17 protein-coding genes are annotated in these 15,425 nt (G+C 39.8%); 7 read left to right on the forward strand and 10 right to left on the reverse strand.

The features are described 5' to 3' along the window. Nucleotides 1-89: 89 nt before the first annotated feature. Nucleotides 90-758, reverse strand: coding sequence for a stage II sporulation protein M (spoIIM, locus tag L8T27_RS12830; RefSeq protein WP_233313264.1), 669 nt, complete (start codon nt 756-758; stop codon nt 90-92). Nucleotides 759-913: 155 nt separating this feature from the next. Between spoIIM and L8T27_RS12835 the strand changes: the two genes are divergently transcribed. Further along, nucleotides 914-1,471: a GNAT family N-acetyltransferase gene (locus L8T27_RS12835; protein ID WP_237941679.1), complete on the forward strand. Its 558-nt coding sequence runs from the start codon at nt 914-916 to the stop codon at nt 1,469-1,471. Between the two features lie 52 nt (nt 1,472-1,523). Here the strand turns inward: L8T27_RS12835 and L8T27_RS12840 are convergent, their stop codons facing one another. Together L8T27_RS12840 and L8T27_RS12845 are read right to left on the reverse strand one after the other, a co-directional pair. Next, nucleotides 1,524-2,696: an endonuclease Q family protein gene (locus tag L8T27_RS12840; RefSeq protein WP_237941680.1), complete on the reverse strand. Its 1,173-nt coding sequence runs from the start codon at nt 2,694-2,696 to the stop codon at nt 1,524-1,526. A 9-nt stretch (nt 2,697-2,705) separates the two neighbouring features. Beyond that, on the reverse strand, nt 2,706-3,248 hold the full coding sequence (locus tag L8T27_RS12845; protein ID WP_233313260.1) for an NUDIX hydrolase: 543 nt from the start codon (nt 3,246-3,248) through the stop codon (nt 2,706-2,708). Between the two features lie 93 nt (nt 3,249-3,341). On the opposite strand from L8T27_RS12845, the gene mciZ reads away from it, so the two are divergent. Next, a complete protein-coding gene (gene mciZ / locus L8T27_RS12850; RefSeq protein ID WP_233313259.1) occupies nt 3,342-3,494 on the forward strand; it encodes a Z-ring formation inhibitor MciZ in 153 nt (50 codons plus the stop codon). Nucleotides 3,495-3,567: 73 nt separating this feature from the next. Further along, nucleotides 3,568-4,479, forward strand: coding sequence for an aldo/keto reductase (locus L8T27_RS12855; protein ID WP_233313258.1), 912 nt, complete (start codon nt 3,568-3,570; stop codon nt 4,477-4,479). 38 nt (nt 4,480-4,517) lie between these two features. On the opposite strand, the gene L8T27_RS12860 is transcribed toward L8T27_RS12855, so the two are convergent. After that, entirely contained in the window at nt 4,518-4,763 is a 246-nt protein-coding gene (locus L8T27_RS12860; RefSeq protein ID WP_233313257.1) for a YqkE family protein, read from the reverse strand. Between the two features lie 20 nt (nt 4,764-4,783). After that, entirely contained in the window at nt 4,784-5,233 is a 450-nt protein-coding gene (locus L8T27_RS12865) for an OsmC family protein (protein WP_233313256.1), read from the reverse strand. Between the two features lie 305 nt (nt 5,234-5,538). Here L8T27_RS12865 and L8T27_RS12870 point away from each other — a divergent pair, with 305 nt between their 5' ends. Beyond that, a complete protein-coding gene (locus tag L8T27_RS12870) occupies nt 5,539-6,447 on the forward strand; it encodes an alpha/beta hydrolase (protein WP_237941681.1) in 909 nt (302 codons plus the stop codon). Between the two features lie 40 nt (nt 6,448-6,487). Beyond that, a complete protein-coding gene (locus tag L8T27_RS12875; protein ID WP_237941682.1) occupies nt 6,488-6,925 on the forward strand; it encodes an ASCH domain-containing protein in 438 nt (145 codons plus the stop codon). A gap of 47 nt (nt 6,926-6,972) precedes the next feature. Here the strand turns inward: L8T27_RS12875 and msrA are convergent, their stop codons facing one another. The 3 genes from msrA to rnz all read right to left on the reverse strand — a co-directional run bounded on the left by msrA (nt 6,973) and on the right by rnz (nt 9,436). Beyond that, nucleotides 6,973-7,488, reverse strand: coding sequence for a peptide-methionine (S)-S-oxide reductase MsrA (msrA, locus tag L8T27_RS12880; RefSeq protein ID WP_237941683.1), 516 nt, complete (start codon nt 7,486-7,488; stop codon nt 6,973-6,975). Between the two features lie 199 nt (nt 7,489-7,687). Next, nucleotides 7,688-8,479, reverse strand: coding sequence for an SDR family NAD(P)-dependent oxidoreductase (locus tag L8T27_RS12885; protein ID WP_237941684.1), 792 nt, complete (start codon nt 8,477-8,479; stop codon nt 7,688-7,690). A 27-nt stretch (nt 8,480-8,506) separates the two neighbouring features. Next, complete coding sequence (gene rnz, locus L8T27_RS12890; protein ID WP_233313249.1) at nt 8,507-9,436, reverse strand: ribonuclease Z; 930 nt, start codon at nt 9,434-9,436, stop codon at nt 8,507-8,509. A 386-nt stretch (nt 9,437-9,822) separates the two neighbouring features. Here rnz and zwf point away from each other — a divergent pair, with 386 nt between their 5' ends. After that, nucleotides 9,823-11,328, forward strand: coding sequence for a glucose-6-phosphate dehydrogenase (gene zwf / locus L8T27_RS12895; RefSeq protein WP_245399878.1), 1,506 nt, complete (start codon nt 9,823-9,825; stop codon nt 11,326-11,328). 88 nt (nt 11,329-11,416) lie between these two features. Next, nucleotides 11,417-12,526: a metallophosphoesterase gene (locus L8T27_RS12900; protein WP_237942315.1), complete on the forward strand. Its 1,110-nt coding sequence runs from the start codon at nt 11,417-11,419 to the stop codon at nt 12,524-12,526. Between the two features lie 49 nt (nt 12,527-12,575). Here L8T27_RS12900 and gndA read toward each other — a convergent pair whose 3' ends face one another. Then, the gene (gene gndA, locus L8T27_RS12905; RefSeq protein ID WP_233313247.1) at nt 12,576-13,985 is read right to left on the reverse strand and encodes an NADP-dependent phosphogluconate dehydrogenase; all 1,410 of its coding nucleotides are present in this window, start codon (nt 13,983-13,985) and stop codon (nt 12,576-12,578) included. Between the two features lie 161 nt (nt 13,986-14,146). Next, a complete protein-coding gene (locus L8T27_RS12910; protein ID WP_237941685.1) occupies nt 14,147-15,403 on the reverse strand; it encodes a DNA polymerase IV in 1,257 nt (418 codons plus the stop codon). Between the last annotated feature and the right edge of the window lie 22 nt (nt 15,404-15,425).

Below are 15,425 nucleotides of genomic sequence, written 5' to 3' on the forward strand. Positions count from 1 at the left end.
TTATAACAGAAGAAGGAATAGAATCCTAATAAAAATTATTATAAATAAGAATCAATAATTATTTGTTAATTAAAATAATTATAATTTACTTACACTTTCGGGATGAACCCTATAAATGATTCTACCATATTAATAATCGATTTCATAAGTCCTGGTGAAATATAGGCCTCCACTCCAGCGGCAGCAGCAAGGAATATCATAGCAGCAAACAGCAGAAACATATATCTTCCAAATAACGGCAGCATCGGCTCTCCCATTTTTTTCATAAATTGCTGTCTAATCATCTTAAATGAAAACGAAACAGACAAGGTTGCAGAGATGATAAAAATCGGGATAATGATAATATTTTGAGGCAAAACAGACACAAAAGAAAGCAAGAAGCCGTTCCAGCCCATCTGGTTTACTAAAAATCCGACTGTAAATCCAACAACCATCCCTTTAATGAACAATAAAATGAGAATAACCGGCAAACCGATGATAGAAATACCCAAGAGCCACATCAAGCCGATGAATTTACTGTTATGAGAAAAGCTTTGAATAAATAAATCCTTGCTGTCAGCAACCTTGCCATTAGAAATTTGGCTGAAAAACTGTGACAGATAATAGAATAAATCTTCCTTTTGGCTCAATGTTAAACTGTTCACGACAATTGCTCCAAATATGACACCCATCAAAAACAACACCGCAATAAATAAATAGATGGAGGAATGCTCCCGAAAATGATTTGCTAGAATGTTCTGGTACTTATTTTTTTTCATTGCTACCTCTCCTCTGTGCCAATCTGTTAGTTCATTCTATGAAAAGATTCAGCAGTATATGACTAGCAAATCTAGTATTTTTCTACCAAAAGTATCTGTAAATTATAGATGGCAGCACGTATACTAAAAGAAACCAATAGAAGGGGCGAGCGCTTATGAAACCAATCCTCCTTGATTTTCCTCCTAGAATAGAAACAGACAGACTGTATTTAAGGCCATGCCTACCAGGTGACGGAAAACTAGTTTTGGACAGCATCCAGCATTCCTTGCAAGAGCTGCAAGATTGGCTCCCTTTTGCCCACAAACAGCAAACATACGAAGAAATAGAAGAGAATATTAGAAGGTCGTATGCTAAATTTATTTTACGAGAAGACATTCGCTTGCATATCTTCTTGAAAGAGACAGACACATTTATTGGATCAACTGGCCTTCACAAAATTAATTGGGATGCTCGCATTTTTGAAATCGGCTACTGGTGTGATTCAAGATTTGCTGGATGTGGCTATATTACGGAAAGCACGAAGGGATTGGTCCAATTTGCGAAAGATGTTCTAAAAGCAAATCGAATTGAGATTCGCTGTGACCCTCTCAATACAAAAAGTAGGAACATCCCTGAAAAGCTCGGATTTACGCTGGAAGGAATTCAAAGGAAGGATTGTATGAGCGCAGACGGAAGTACCCTTAGAGATACTTGTGTGTTTGCTTTGACTTAACTCATGACAAAAAACGAAAAGAAACGGCCAATCCGCCATTTCTTCTCGTTTTTTATTCGTCATTTTTATTAGAAACACGCCCATACCTGCCGCCGCCGCCAACAGTGAGCGACAGCTTGCCAGCTCTTGCAGCTTGGATATATTCGGCCACCTGAGTCGGAAGTATTTCAGCAAGCTGCTCATACGGTGCTTCGTGAATAATTTGCATTTCCGTCGAAAAATAATGAAGCAGCTTCTCAAGTGTTTTTTTCCCTAAACCTGGAATAAACTCCAGTGGAACTTGATGAATATAGGGCGGCCTTGACGGCTTATCACCAGCAGTGGCAAGCTCTTTTATCCTTGCAGCCACCCCTTTTTTTCCGTTTTTATGCCCGCAGCTTGAGCATACCTCTTCCTCTTCTCCTAATGGCTTGTGGCATTTTAAACAAACTGTATTATGATATTTGCCTAACAAAGGATCCATTCCATAGTTTTCTGCGACTTGCCGGCCATCGACACCCTGCAATGCTTTCTCCAGCTCTGTGAAGGATGCTTCCTCTACCTCTAAAATTTGATACTCTCGGGCAATTTTTGCCAGAGAATGGGCATCTGAATTGGTGATATACGTATAGCTGTGTAGCTCCTTGATCTGATCTGCCATCATAGTATTCGAGCTTAGGCCCAGTTCTACAGCATCAATCAAATCTGGATCAAAAACTTCTGAAAGGGATGCTTTTACGCCGCTTCCGTACAAACTTTTATATGGTGTAAAGATATGTGCAGGAATAAACAAACCGCCAAGACTCTTTACCATTTTTTGCAGTTCTTTGCCTGTCACATAGATGCGCTGTGAGCTTAATTGAATGTTTTTCATGTATTTAGAAAGCCATGATGAGAATTCCTTCATAGCCGTCAATGTCGGCATATAACAGAGCACATGGATAGGCCCTTTACAAGAATCATCATATATTTCAAGCTCAGAACCAGGAATAATGGTTATTCCATCCATCTCCAGTCCCCCGCCTGTCTTTTGAACCATTCTGCCTTTTGCGATGTATTCATCCATTTCCATTAGTATTTCTGGCGAATGGCAATCGATAATTCCAATCATATCAAGCCCCTTTTGAAAACTGGCATATTCGATAATATTCAAAAGCGTCAATGTACGAGATCCTGTGATTTTTACTGCCTTACCGCTTGCTGTTCTGCCGATATGGATATGTAAATCTGCAAATATGCGAATCATTAAATCACCTTATTTTCCTAGAAGCTGCCAGTACTGGACGGCATACATTGTTTTGGCATCAAAAATTTTTTGCTCCGTTATTAAGCTTTGTGCTTCCTCCATTGTAATTTCCATCAAGTTGACGAATTCATCTTCATCTAGTTCTGCCGCATTTTCTATTTTATAAAGACCGCTCGCCAAGTATACATGGACAATTTCATCAGCAAAGCCAGGGGAAGTATAAAAGGAGCTGATAAGCTTCATTTCCTTACATCCATAGCCGGTTTCTTCCTCTAATTCCCTTCTTGCACAAAGAGCTGGGTCCTCATCCTTTTCAAGCTTGCCTGCCGGAATTTCCACAATCGCTTTTTCCAAGGCTTTCCTGTATTGCTCCACCACCACAAGCTTCCCTTCTTCTGTTATCGCTATAACTGCAACAGCTCCAGGATGCTTAATAATCTCTCTTTTGGAAGTACTGCCATTCGGAAGCATTACCTCATCCACTTGTAAGGAAATAATTCTCCCGTTAAAAATCTTCTCTGTGCTGATTGTCTTTTCTTCTAAATTTTCCATTTGTCCTTCACTCCTGTTCTAAGCAATTCCATTTTTCATATATTTCATTATACTTATTTCCCTGTGCAAAAGGGAAGGAAACGGAGGATGTCTTTGAAGATTTATAAACAGGAAAAAGCCATTATACTGACTGGAAAGGCATGGCAAGTCCGGCATATGCTTAAAAACTACCGTAAAGACTATGTTTATATTAAGGATTGGATAAAGGGCGAAAAAACACTGCAGAAAAAAGAAGACAAACTTTAAGCCACTTTTTTTGTCTTCTTCTCCTCCTTTTCGTTAAAATAAAGATGGAAATACTAGTGAGAGAGGTGTGCTTATGAAGAAAAATCGTTTAGGACAATCTGATTTACATGTTTCTGCTCTCGGACTAGGCTGCATGAGTCTTGGGACAGACGAAAAAACAGCCTTCCCTATCCTTGAAGCAGCACTGGAAGCAGGCGTTAATTATTTTGACACAGCCGATTTATATGATTTCGGACAGAATGAACAAATCTTAGGTAAATTCTTTAAGCAAAACCGAGAGAATGTTATTATTGCTTCTAAAGCTGGCAACAAGTGGCAGGAAAACAAAGAAGGCTGGACGTGGGATGCCAGTAAGGCTTATATAAAAGAAGCGGCCAAACAAAGCTTGAAACGCCTTGATACAGATTATATCGACTTGTACCAGCTTCACGGCGGAACGCTCGATGATCCTATTGAGGAGACGATTGAGGCATTCGAAGAGCTAAAAGCAGAAGGTTATATCCGTTATTACGGCATTTCTTCCATCCGCCCAAACGTTATTAGAGAATATGTAAAGCGTTCTAATATTGTTTCAGTTATGATGCAATACAGCATATTGGACAGGCGTCCAGAAGAGGAAGCCTTGCCACTTCTTCATGACAGCGGAATCAGTGTTGTCACGCGCGGTCCAGTAGCAAAGGGCTTGCTGAGTGATAATTACCTAAAAAAGCTTACGGCAAAAGGCTATTTAGACTACAGTGAAGAAGAGCTCCGCTCCACACTGGAAGGTTTACAGGCACGCTTTGAAGGCAAACGCTCTATTTTGGAAGCAGCTGTCCAATACAATCTTTCCAATCCGGCAGTTGCTACTGTTATTGCTGGGGCTAGCAGTGTGGAACAGCTGCAGGAAAACGCCAGAGCTGTTAACAGCATTGCCTTAACTCAGGACGAACAAAAAGTCATTCAAGCCGTATCAAAAGCTTCCTTCTATAAGGATCACCGATAAGAGTAAACAAAAAAAAGCAGGATTTTAGCCTGCTTTTTTTATTTGTATTCTTTCCAATTCATAGGGGTCTCGTTCAAAAGTTCTTCAAAGCTTTTGTTTTTATCACGCTGCCTGCGCTCTTCTTTTTTTCTTTCTTCTTCGACTTTAAGTTTTTCTTCTTCTGCAGCTTTCAGCTCCTGCTTCTTATCCTTAAGCTGTTTGGCAAGCTGTTCATTCAGCATATCTCCAAGTGTTACAGGCTTATCTGTGTTATCCTTTTTTGCAGGTCTGTTTTGTTTTCTCATGGCAAGAAACCACCTTTCCATTAATCTTCGATTGTAATCGTCTCTTCAAGGCTAACCTTAACATTGCCTTTAATTGCTCTTGTAATCATGCAAGATGCCTCTGCCTTTTCCGCGAGCCTTTTTGCAAGCTCCACCTCTTTGCTTGAAGATCCAGCTGGAAGAACTATATTTGGACGATGGATGATTTCTTTATATGTAAAGACACCGTTTGTCACATCTACAATCGCTTCCGATGCCAATGTTAAGCTATTTTTATCTAATTTGCTTCTTTCCATCATTGCTGCCAATGTAATTATAAAGCAAGTAGCCGCTGCACCGAGCAGCATTTCATCAGGATTTGTCCCGACACCTGGACCATCCATTTCCTTTGGAATAGAAATTTGTGTTTTTAAATTGCCGCTTTCAATTGTGCCAATATCATTACGAAGTCCTGGCCAATTTGCCTGCAAATGAAAATGATGTTCTGCCATTCCTTTCATCGTCCTTTCTGTAAAACCTGATGAAAGTATCATACCATAATTTTGGAGCGTTTGTTCGTTGGAAGCTTATACAATTACTCACTTGACTCATCTTTTCCTGTTTAGGCTTTTATGTGTATCGAATCTCGTGTTTTTGTGTATGTATAATACTAGCAAAGCTTGTTTCATGCTTAGCTAAAAGCCAGTAAGGAGACAAGGGGTGCAAATTATATTATTGTCCGCTTTGTTTCTATAGAAAATAATGGTAAACTCATATTAGTTTTTTGAAATGAAATATTTTGTTCGGAGGAATGAATGTGAAAAAATTTTTTCGCTATTTTTTTTCATTCTTAGTTTTTATCTCATCCATCGGTGTATATTGTACGAACCGATTGATGTATATGAAGAAAAAAGAAGACGAATTTATTTTTAACAGGGAAAAAGCAGCTGGAAGACTTAAGCCAGAAGTTCTGGAATCCCTAAAAAAACGGGAAGTAACCATCCCTTCCCCATATGGATACATGCTGAAAGCAGTTGTAGCAGAGCCTTTCCTTGAAAAGCGGTATATTATTATTGCCCACGGGGTGACGGAAAGCAAAACGAACTCCATTAAATATATGAACTTGTTTCTTGAGAGAGGATTTAATGTTGTCATTTATGATCATCGTCGTCACGGGGAGTCTGGCGGAAAAACAACTAGCTTTGGTCATTACGAAAAATTCGATTTAAAAGCTGTTGTTGATTGGTTAAAGGCAGACAAAGGCAAAGACATACTTTTAGGTATTCACGGGGAATCGATGGGAGCTGCCACGATGATTCTATATGCCGGGATGGTCGAAGACGGTGCTGATTTTTATATTGCTGATTGCCCTTTTTCCGATTTTGGCGAACAGCTTAATCATCTTGTCAAAGCTGAAATGAAGGTGCCTGGAAAACTGTTTCTGCCAATTGCTGATGTTTTTCTGCGGGCAAGAGAACGATATTCTATCCGCCAAGTGTCTCCCATTGCAGTTATTGATAAAATCGCGAAGCCGATGCTGTTTATCCATAGTGAAAAAGACTCCTTTATTTTGCCGCATATGACACAGGAGCTTTTTGAAAAGAAACAAGGACCTAAAAAGCTTTTTTTAGCATTAAATGGTTTTCATGCCCAAAGCTATAATGAAAATAAAGAAGAATATGAAAAAGTAATTGATGATTTTTTGCAGGAATATGTCATTCAGTGATTTATTCACATATTCTTTATAGGAAGGTTTGCTTCTTTATATGAAAGTTCTATCCATGATCCAGCCTTGGGCAAGTTTATTTGTACTTGGTGAAAGTAAATTCGAGACAAGGTCGTGGAAAACAAATTACCGCGGACCTCTTGCCATTCATACGAGTAAGAAAATAGACAAGAAGGCAAGCAGCCATCCCAATATTCAAAAACTGTTGAACTTAAAAGGCCAAGCGCCAGACACTCTCCCAACAGGAATGATTATCGGCGTCTGCATGTTAACAGACTGCTTACGAGTGATAGACAGCCGAGAGAATGAGGCAGTGTTGGCAGATGGCCGCCTTGTTATCGGCAATGAATTTTTCCTTGGTGACTACACTGTCGGCAATTATGCTTGGGAAGTGAGCTCTATGAAGCAGCTGGATGTATTTATCCCTGCTAAAGGGCAGCTCGGATTATGGGAATATAATGGAGATATCTCCATTTAAGCAAAAAAAGACATGCAAAGCTTCGTTCTTTGCATGTCTTTTTTTGCTTATTTCCAGTGCTCGTTTATATACTCATCTCTTCCAGACATTGCTCTGTCCTCTTTGTAATGCTGTTTATTTTTCTTATGATAATCTTGATGATAGTCTTCAGCTGGATAAAAGATAGCTGCCGGCTCAATTTCTGTTACAATCGGCTTTTTGAAACGGCCGCTGTCTTCAATTGCCTTTTTCGAGTTTTCTGCCAACTGTTTTTGCTTTTCATTATGATAGTAAATAGCAGTACGGTACTGGGAACCTCTGTCTTGGAATTGCCCGCCGCTGTCTGTCGGATCTATTTGCTGCCAATACAGCTCCAGCAGTCTCTCATATGGAAAAACCTCTGGATCGAACGTGATTTGTACCACTTCTGCATGTCCAGTGCTACCCGTTTTCACTTGTTCATATGTAGGATTTTCAACATGTCCTCCTGAATACCCTGATACAATGCCTCCGATTCCCGGAAGCTCTTCAAAAGGCGTTACCATACACCAAAAGCATCCGCCTGCAAATGTTGCTTTTTCCATCTTCATCCCTCTTTCTGACCACTAACTTCCTAAACGGAAGATTCTTCTAAGTTAAGATTGAAACTAGTATATACTAAATTCTAGTAGGATACTACCATTTAACACTAAAAAAGGACTTGCATTCATTGGATAAATAGCTATAGAAAAATGCTTAAAATGGCTGAAATTAAGGTTTTTGGCTATATTACCGTTAAGGAGATTACTTTTTGTCCAGCATGCCGCCCATAATCCGGTCAGCAATACGAGGAAACAGATTATAAAGAACGCTGCCTGCATTCATCCATTTCGGCAAATTCAACTCTCTTTTCGGTTTTAAAATCAGCGCTGTTATCTTGTCCGCAACATAATCTGTGGAAAGCATGAACTTCTCCACATTTTTTGCATAGTTGCCGGATTTATCTGCAATCTCAAAAAAATTAGTATCAATTGGTCCTGGGTTAACTGCTGAAATACGGATATTGGTTTTAGCAACCTCCATTCGCAAGCTGTTAGTGAAGCCTAACACAGCATGCTTTGTTGCTGAATAGCCGCTTGACTTAGCTGTCGCTAGCTTGCCGGCTTGTGAGGCAATGTTAATTATATGACCTTTATTGGCACTTAACATCGACGGCAAAACTTCCTTCGTACAAGCAATCAGTCCTAGAACATTGACAGCAAACATTCTTTCCATATCAGCAATACTTGTTTCATGGAGGTACTCAAAAATGCCAAAGCCGGCATTGTTCACTAAAATATCAACAAAACCGACCTGTTCATTAATTTCAGCAAATACCTCATGCACTTTTTCCAGATCGCTTACATCTAAAGCGAAATAGATTGGATTTACTGCTGTTTCACTTTGTATTTTCGCTGCGATTTTTTGGAGCTTTTCCTCTGTTCGCGCAATCAGGATTGGTCTTCCACCAAGCAATGCTATATTGATAGCAAGCCTTTCGCCAATTCCTGATGATGCTCCTGTTATTATGATATTTTTACCTTGTAAGCTTTCCATCCGTATCACCTCTTATATCATTCATGATTAATCGCTATCTTTTTGTACTGGAATATCATATTCCTTGAAATCCTCTGCAGCAGAGGATGGCGGGAATATTCGTTTTGCTTCTTCAAGAAGGCTGTCGGCACAATCATATCTGGCGCTAATATGGGTAAGAATCAAAAATTTTGCCCCCGCTGCCTTTGCGTTTGCAGCTGCATGTGTTGTCGTCGAATGATAATATTCCTTTGCTATGTCTGCTTCCCCTTCAGCAAAAGTGGCTTCATGTACTAACACATCAGCATCTTTTGCAAGCTCTACTGCTGCTTGACAGGTTCTTGTATCACCTAAAATTGTGACTATTCTCCCCTTAATACTAGGTCCAACAAAATCTCTGCCATCAATGATACTGCCATCTTCAAGGGTAACTTTGCGGCCTGCTTTAATCTCTTTAAATATCGGTCCAGGCTTTACTCCGATTTCTGCCAGTTTGTCTGTTTGCAGAACACCAGGCTTATTCTTTTCTACAATACGGTAGCCAAAGCTCACCACACCATGCTCCAGCATTTTCGCTTCCACTGTGAATTTATCTTCATCTAATATAATGCCATCTTCTATTTCTACTATCTTTAATTCATATTTTAAGTATGTTTGACTAACCTTCAGGCTAACAGCAATATATTCAGCAATTCCTTTTGGTCCGTATACAGTAAGAGGTGTTTCTCCTCCTTGAAAGGATCTGCTTGCTAAGAAGCCTGGTAACCCATATAAATGATCGCCATGAAGATGGGTGATAAACACCTTTTCCACTCTTCTCGGTTTAATGTTCGTATGTAAAATTTGGTGCTGTGTTGCTTCCCCACAATCAAACAGCCAAATGCTTCCTGTTTCCTCGAGCAGTTTCAATGCGATGCTCGTCACATTTCTTGCCTTGGCTGGAATGCCAGCTCCTGTTCCTAAAAATGTAAGCTGCATATTCAAGTCACTTCTTTCTCTTTTTCTAAGCTTCTTTCTACTAAAAGTATGGGTATGTGATTGGACATTTTGCACAAAAAAATCGATACTAATAGCAGTATACGGCAAAAAATGCCACAAACCAAATATATTAAAACTTTTTCCTAGTAAGTTTCCCTATTATCATGTAATATCTAAAAAGACAACATATTTTTCAGATATGGATATAGGCTGCTTACCTTTTAAAAATTTTCAAATATTCAAACATAATATTTGCCAAATTAACTTTAGTCAGCTAAAATTCTATATCTGTACAGATGCTCAAGGCTTGCAAACCGAGTTTTGCAAGAACTTGAACAACAACAATGGGGATACAAAGATCATACATATATATAGAAAAGAGGTCCATGTACGTGAATCAAAATCAACAATCTACTGCGTTAATCATGATTTTTGGGGCAACTGGAGATTTGGCAAACAGAAAACTGTTTCCTTCCCTTTACCGTCTATACCAAAAAGGCAAACTTTCTCGTTTTGCTGTAGTCGGCGTCGGAAGAAGAACTTTAACAGATGAGCAATTCAAACAAAATGTACAAAACTCTGTCGCTGAAGCAATATCTGGCAGCAAGGATTTAGAAGCATTCGCTTCCCACTTCTGCTACCATTCGCATGATGTAGCTGATTCCAGTTCCTATGCTGCTTTGAAAAACATTGCGGACGACTTGGATAATAAATATAATTTGGGCGGAAACAGAGTGTTCTACTTAGCAATGGCACCTGAATTCTTTGGTCCGATTGCCATACATTTAAAAGAGGACGGTCTGACAGATGTTGCTGGCTTTAAGCGCCTGATTATCGAGAAGCCGTTTGGACATGATTTAGAATCAGCCAAAGAGCTGAATGAACAAATACGTACTGCATTTGCAGAAAATGAAGTATACCGCATTGACCACTATCTTGGTAAAGCGATGGTTCAAAATATTGAAACAATTCGTTTTTCCAATGCTATTTTCGAAAATCTATGGAATAACCGTTATATCAGCAATATTCAAGTCACTTCTAGTGAAGTGTTGGGTGTGGAAGAAAGAGGAAGGTATTACGAAACAAGCGGCGCTTTGCGTGACATGGTGCAAAACCATATTCTGCAAATGGTTGCCTTGCTTGCAATGGAGCCGCCAATCCGTCTGACTCCAGATGAAATCCGCTCTGAAAAGGTTAAAGTATTCCGTGCAATGAGACCTGTTGAAGGGGATGCAGTGAAGGATTATTTCGTCAGAGGACAATACGGAAAAGGTGTAGTGGAAGATTTGGAGGTTCCTAGCTACCGCGAAGAACAAATGGTAAATCCAGAGTCGCAAACCGAAACATTTGTGGCTGGAAAAGTGATGATTGATAACTTCCGCTGGGCTGGTGTGCCATTCTATATCCGTACAGGAAAACGCCTTGAATCAAAATCAACCAAAATTGTCGTTCAATTTAAAGATATCCCAATGAATCTTTATGACAGACCAGATCAAGCGTTAACGCCAAATCTGCTTGTTATCCATATCCAGCCGGAAGAAGGAATCACCTTGCACTTAAATGCAAAAAAAGCCGGCCAAAACATGGAAGCTACACCAATTAAATTAAGCTATGCCAACACAGGCATCGCAAGCATCAATACTCCAGAGGCATATGAAAAGCTGATTGATGACAGCATTCATGGTGACGCAACAAACTTTACCCACTGGGATGAAGTGGCACTTTCCTGGAGCTATGTTGATAAGATTTCACAAGCTTGGGCAAGCACTCCAGCAGAAAACTTCCCGAACTATGTTTCTGGCAGCATGGGTCCGAAAGAAGCAGATGAGCTTCTTGAGAAAGACGGATTCTTCTGGTGGCCGCTAAGTCAGTTTGAAGTAGATGTTTGCTGATTATAATAATAACAATATTAAAACGTGGAATCCTCGATTTCACGTTTTTATGTACTTATCAATATTATGATGGGAGTTTCGAAGTTTGATGGGAAAAACAAAAATAGTCGTGCAATTTTTACTCGTGTTTCTTCTATATAATTTAATTATTTTATATATTGGCTGGAATATCTTCACATGGCTTGAAGTATTGCTGCCGAATGTGTATGTTCCTGTTTTGACGGCTATACTGCTTATCGTTGCATATTCGTATTTTGCCGGCCATCTCATCCGTTCCATTCCCTTATTCCGGATTGTCGGTTCGTATTGGCTCGGTTTTCTTCAATATGCTGTCCTTATCTTGCCAATAGCTGACTTAGCAGCATATATTATTTCAAGATTTACGGATGCCGATAAAACAGTTGCCATTATTGGAATTATGACCTTTATAGCTTTTGCTTATTTACTGATTGCAGGGAGCTATAATGCTTACTCCCCTGTTATTAAACAATATGAGCTTATGCTCCCTAAAGGTACAGCAAAACCTAGTAAGCTGAAGATAGCAATGGCATCCGATATGCATTTTGGCACATTATCAGGCAATGCCCACTTAAACCGGCTTGTAGAGCAAATCAATGGACTGGAACCTGATATCATTCTTTTTCCAGGTGATATTATTGATGATGACCCTATTCCCTTCCTCCGTAAAAGAATGGGTGATAAAATGATGGAATTAACCGCTCCTTTAGGAATTTATGGTGTATTAGGAAATCATGAATATTATGGTAAAAAAATTCCGGAGTTTTTGGAGGAAATGAATCGTGTCGGTGTAACGATTTTAATGGATGAGACAGAAGTCATAGATGACCGATTTATCCTGATTGGCAGAAAAGATAAGACAGACAAAGACCGCTTGCCTATCAGGGAATTGGCTCACCAAAAACCTGCTGATCTCCCTGTCATCATGATGGATCACCAGCCAGCAGAGTTAGTGCAAGCTATGGAGGAGGGCATCGATTTATCTTTATCTGGCCATACACATAGAGGTCAAATGGCACCAAATCATTTAATTACTAGAAAAGTATTTGAATTAGATTGGGGCTATAAACAAAAAGAGCAGCTTCATGCCATTGTTTCATCTGGCTATGGATTTTGGGGTCCTCCAATCCGCATGGGCAGCCGCTCGGAGATTGTATGTATTGATATTGAATTTGTATAAAATTCAGCAAACAAAAAAACACCGAATGGTGTTTTTTTGTTTTAACTGTTTATTTCATCCAGTTAGTGTGGAATACGCCTTCTTTATCCGTGCGTTGGTATGTGTGTGCACCAAAGTAGTCACGTTGTGCTTGAAGAAGGTTTGCTGGAAGCGTTTCTGTACGGTAGCTATCGAAATACGCCAGTGCAGCAGCAAAGCTTGGTACAGGAATACCGTTCAATACAGCACCTGAGATTACTTCGCGAAGAGCAGCTTGGTATTGCTCTGCGATATCGCTGAAGTATGGATCAAGCAACAAGTTCTTCAATTCTGGGTCACGGTCATAAGCATCTTTGATTTTTTGCAGGAATTGTGCACGGATGATGCAGCCTCCGCGGAAAATCATTGCGATTTCGCCGTAGTTAAGATCCCAGCTATACTCTTCAGATGCAGATCTCATTTGCGCGAAACCTTGCGCATAAGAAACGATCTTGCTCAAGTATAGGGCTTTGCGAACAGACTCAATATATGCAGCTTTATCGCCTGTAAACGGCTTGATTTCTGGTCCAGTCAATACTTTGCTTGCTTTAATACGCTCTTCTTTCATTGCAGAAATGAAGCGTGCAAATACTGATTCAGTAATCATTGGAAGTGGAACACCTAAGTCAAGTGCACTTTGGCTTGTCCATTTACCAGTACCTTTTTGGCCTGCAGTGTCAAGGATTAAGTCTACAAGCGGCTTGCCTGTTTCTTCATCCACTTTAGTGAAGATGTCTGCAGTGATTTCGATTAAGTAGCTGTCTAATTCGCCTTTGTTCCAGTCAGCAAATACTTCATGCAATTCTTGAGCATCAAGGCCAAGAACATGCTTCATGATGAAGTAAGCTTCACAGATTAATTGCATATCTCCATACTCAATACCGTTATGAACCATTTTTACATAATGACCAGCACCGTCTGGACCGATGTATGTTGTACAAGGCTCATCGTTTACTTTTGCAGAGATATCTTTGAAGATAGGAGCTACTAGCTCATAAGCTTCTTTTTGTCCACCAGGCATGATAGAAGGCCCTTTTAGTGCTCCTTCTTCACCACCAGATACACCAGTACCAATGAAGTGGATACCTAGCTCACTCAATTCCTTGTTGCGTCTTTGCGTATCTACGAAGAAAGTGTTTCCTCCGTCAATAACAATGTCGCCTTTATCAAGCAATGGCTTCAATTGTTCAATTGTAGCATCTGTTGCTGGACCTGCTTTAACCATAAGCATGATTTTGCGCGGCACTTCTAATGATTGAACAAATTCCTCCATTGTGTATGTGCCAACAATGTTTTTACCTTCTGTTTCTTGCAGCATTTCTTCCGTTTTTTCTTTTGAACGGTTGAATACTGAAACAGTGTAGCCCCTGCTTTCGATGTTCATAGCAAGGTTTTTACCCATGACTGCTAAACCAATAACCCCAAATTGCTGTTTTGTCATCTTTTAACGTCCCTTCTAAACTATGTATCCTTAGCTTTATAGTAGAATTCACTTTACTTTAGCAAGATTCTACTATTTATACAACTATTCTAGCTCATTCCAAACAAACTTTCATCGAAATTCTGAAAAAAATTTTCTTAAAAAGTAAATTACTTATAAAACTACTTTCCTTGGAGGAAATCTTTGTTAAAACTTGTTTGTGTTCCTACATTTTCATCAGCCTTTGAAACTGCATTTTCTGAGGCCGGTTCAATAATTTTCGAACCGTATTTTGCCTTTAACTGTTCAATAGTTTTCCATAAAGGCTCTTTTTCTGCTTCTTTTTCAAACGAGAATAAATCAAGTTGTTTGGCAACATAGCTATTCTCTACTAAATCAGTTGCAGTTATGCCAAGCAGTCTGACCGCATTGCCGTCCCAGGCTTGAAGAAACAGTTCCTTTGCGATGTGGATTAAGTCACTTTCCGCTTTCACCGGGTTATTAAGCTTTCTGCTTTTTGAAAAGTTCTTCCTATTACCATACCGGATTGTAACACTTAACCCCTTTGCATGGACTTTCTTGCGCTTCATTCGGGTTGCAACCTTATGGGCCAATTCTGTAATTACTGCAAATAGTTCCTGCTGATTTGCTGTATCCTTCGGCAATGTGGATGAATTGCCGATGCTCTTGAACTCTTTAGCAGCTTCAGGATCAACTTGTCTGTTATCCATTCCATTCGCTCTGTCCTTTAAACGGAGACCGTTTATCCCAAGCACTGCCTTCAGCTGGATTGAATCAGCATGCGCCAAATCCTTTATTGTCGTTATGCCCTGCTTCCTCAGCTTTTCACCTGTTTTTGTGCCAATGCCATGCATTTCCTCGACTTCAAGAGGCCATAAGACGTTTGGTACATCCCTTTTTCTCAGAACAGTAATGCCCATTGGCTTCTTAAAATCGGAAGCGGTTTTCGCGAGAAATTTGTTTGGAGCAATTCCAATACTGCATGGCAAATCCAGGCGGTCGTGTATCCTTTTTTGAATAGACTCCGCAATTTCAAGGGGAGTTCCAAACTCATAGCTTTCTGTTATATCAAGATAGCCTTCATCAATGGATACAGGTTCTACTAAATCGGTGAATTCCCGCAAAATGTCAAACATAGCAGAAGAAGCTGTGCGATACCTGTCAAACTGGGGTTTCATGATAATCAGCTCAGGACACAATCTTTTCGCTTCCCAAAGGGGCATCGTCGTCTTTAGACCGAACTTTCGGGCCTCATAACTGCATGTAATAATAATCCCTTTTCGTTCCTCCACATTGCCTGCAATGGCAAGCGGTTTTCCTTTTAATGAAGGCTCGTATGCCATTTCTACTGATGCATAAAAACTATTCATATCGACATGCAGAATGACTCTGCCCTTTTTCGGATAGAATTCCTTCATTAAAATCACCCATCCTATCTTT

The organism is Niallia sp. Man26 (assembly GCF_022049065.2).
In the GTDB taxonomy this organism is placed as follows: Bacteria; Bacillota; Bacilli; order Bacillales; family Cytobacillaceae; genus Niallia.

Excerpts from the sequence above, each read along its gene's own strand:
- spoIIM (WP_233313264.1), bottom strand. The coding sequence starts at position 758 with ATGAAAAAAAATAAGTACCAGAACATTCTAGCAAATCATTTTCGGGAG.
- L8T27_RS12835 (WP_237941679.1), top strand. The coding sequence starts at position 914 with ATGAAACCAATCCTCCTTGATTTTCCTCCTAGAATAGAAACAGACAGA.
- L8T27_RS12840 (WP_237941680.1), bottom strand. The coding sequence starts at position 2,696 with ATGATTCGCATATTTGCAGATTTACATATCCATATCGGCAGAACAGCA.
- L8T27_RS12845 (WP_233313260.1), bottom strand. The coding sequence starts at position 3,248 with ATGGAAAATTTAGAAGAAAAGACAATCAGCACAGAGAAGATTTTTAAC.
- L8T27_RS12855 (WP_233313258.1), top strand. The coding sequence starts at position 3,568 with ATGAAGAAAAATCGTTTAGGACAATCTGATTTACATGTTTCTGCTCTC.
- L8T27_RS12860 (WP_233313257.1), bottom strand. The coding sequence starts at position 4,763 with ATGAGAAAACAAAACAGACCTGCAAAAAAGGATAACACAGATAAGCCT.
- L8T27_RS12865 (WP_233313256.1), bottom strand. The coding sequence starts at position 5,233 with ATGGCAGAACATCATTTTCATTTGCAGGCAAATTGGCCAGGACTTCGT.
- L8T27_RS12875 (WP_237941682.1), top strand. The coding sequence starts at position 6,488 with ATGAAAGTTCTATCCATGATCCAGCCTTGGGCAAGTTTATTTGTACTT.
- msrA (WP_237941683.1), bottom strand. The coding sequence starts at position 7,488 with ATGGAAAAAGCAACATTTGCAGGCGGATGCTTTTGGTGTATGGTAACG.
- L8T27_RS12885 (WP_237941684.1), bottom strand. The coding sequence starts at position 8,479 with ATGGAAAGCTTACAAGGTAAAAATATCATAATAACAGGAGCATCATCA.
- rnz (WP_233313249.1), bottom strand. The coding sequence starts at position 9,436 with ATGCAGCTTACATTTTTAGGAACAGGAGCTGGCATTCCAGCCAAGGCA.
- zwf (WP_245399878.1), top strand. The coding sequence starts at position 9,823 with ATGTACGTGAATCAAAATCAACAATCTACTGCGTTAATCATGATTTTT.
- L8T27_RS12900 (WP_237942315.1), top strand. The coding sequence starts at position 11,417 with ATGGGAAAAACAAAAATAGTCGTGCAATTTTTACTCGTGTTTCTTCTA.
- gndA (WP_233313247.1), bottom strand. The coding sequence starts at position 13,985 with ATGACAAAACAGCAATTTGGGGTTATTGGTTTAGCAGTCATGGGTAAA.
- L8T27_RS12910 (WP_237941685.1), bottom strand. The coding sequence starts at position 15,403 with ATGAAGGAATTCTATCCGAAAAAGGGCAGAGTCATTCTGCATGTCGAT.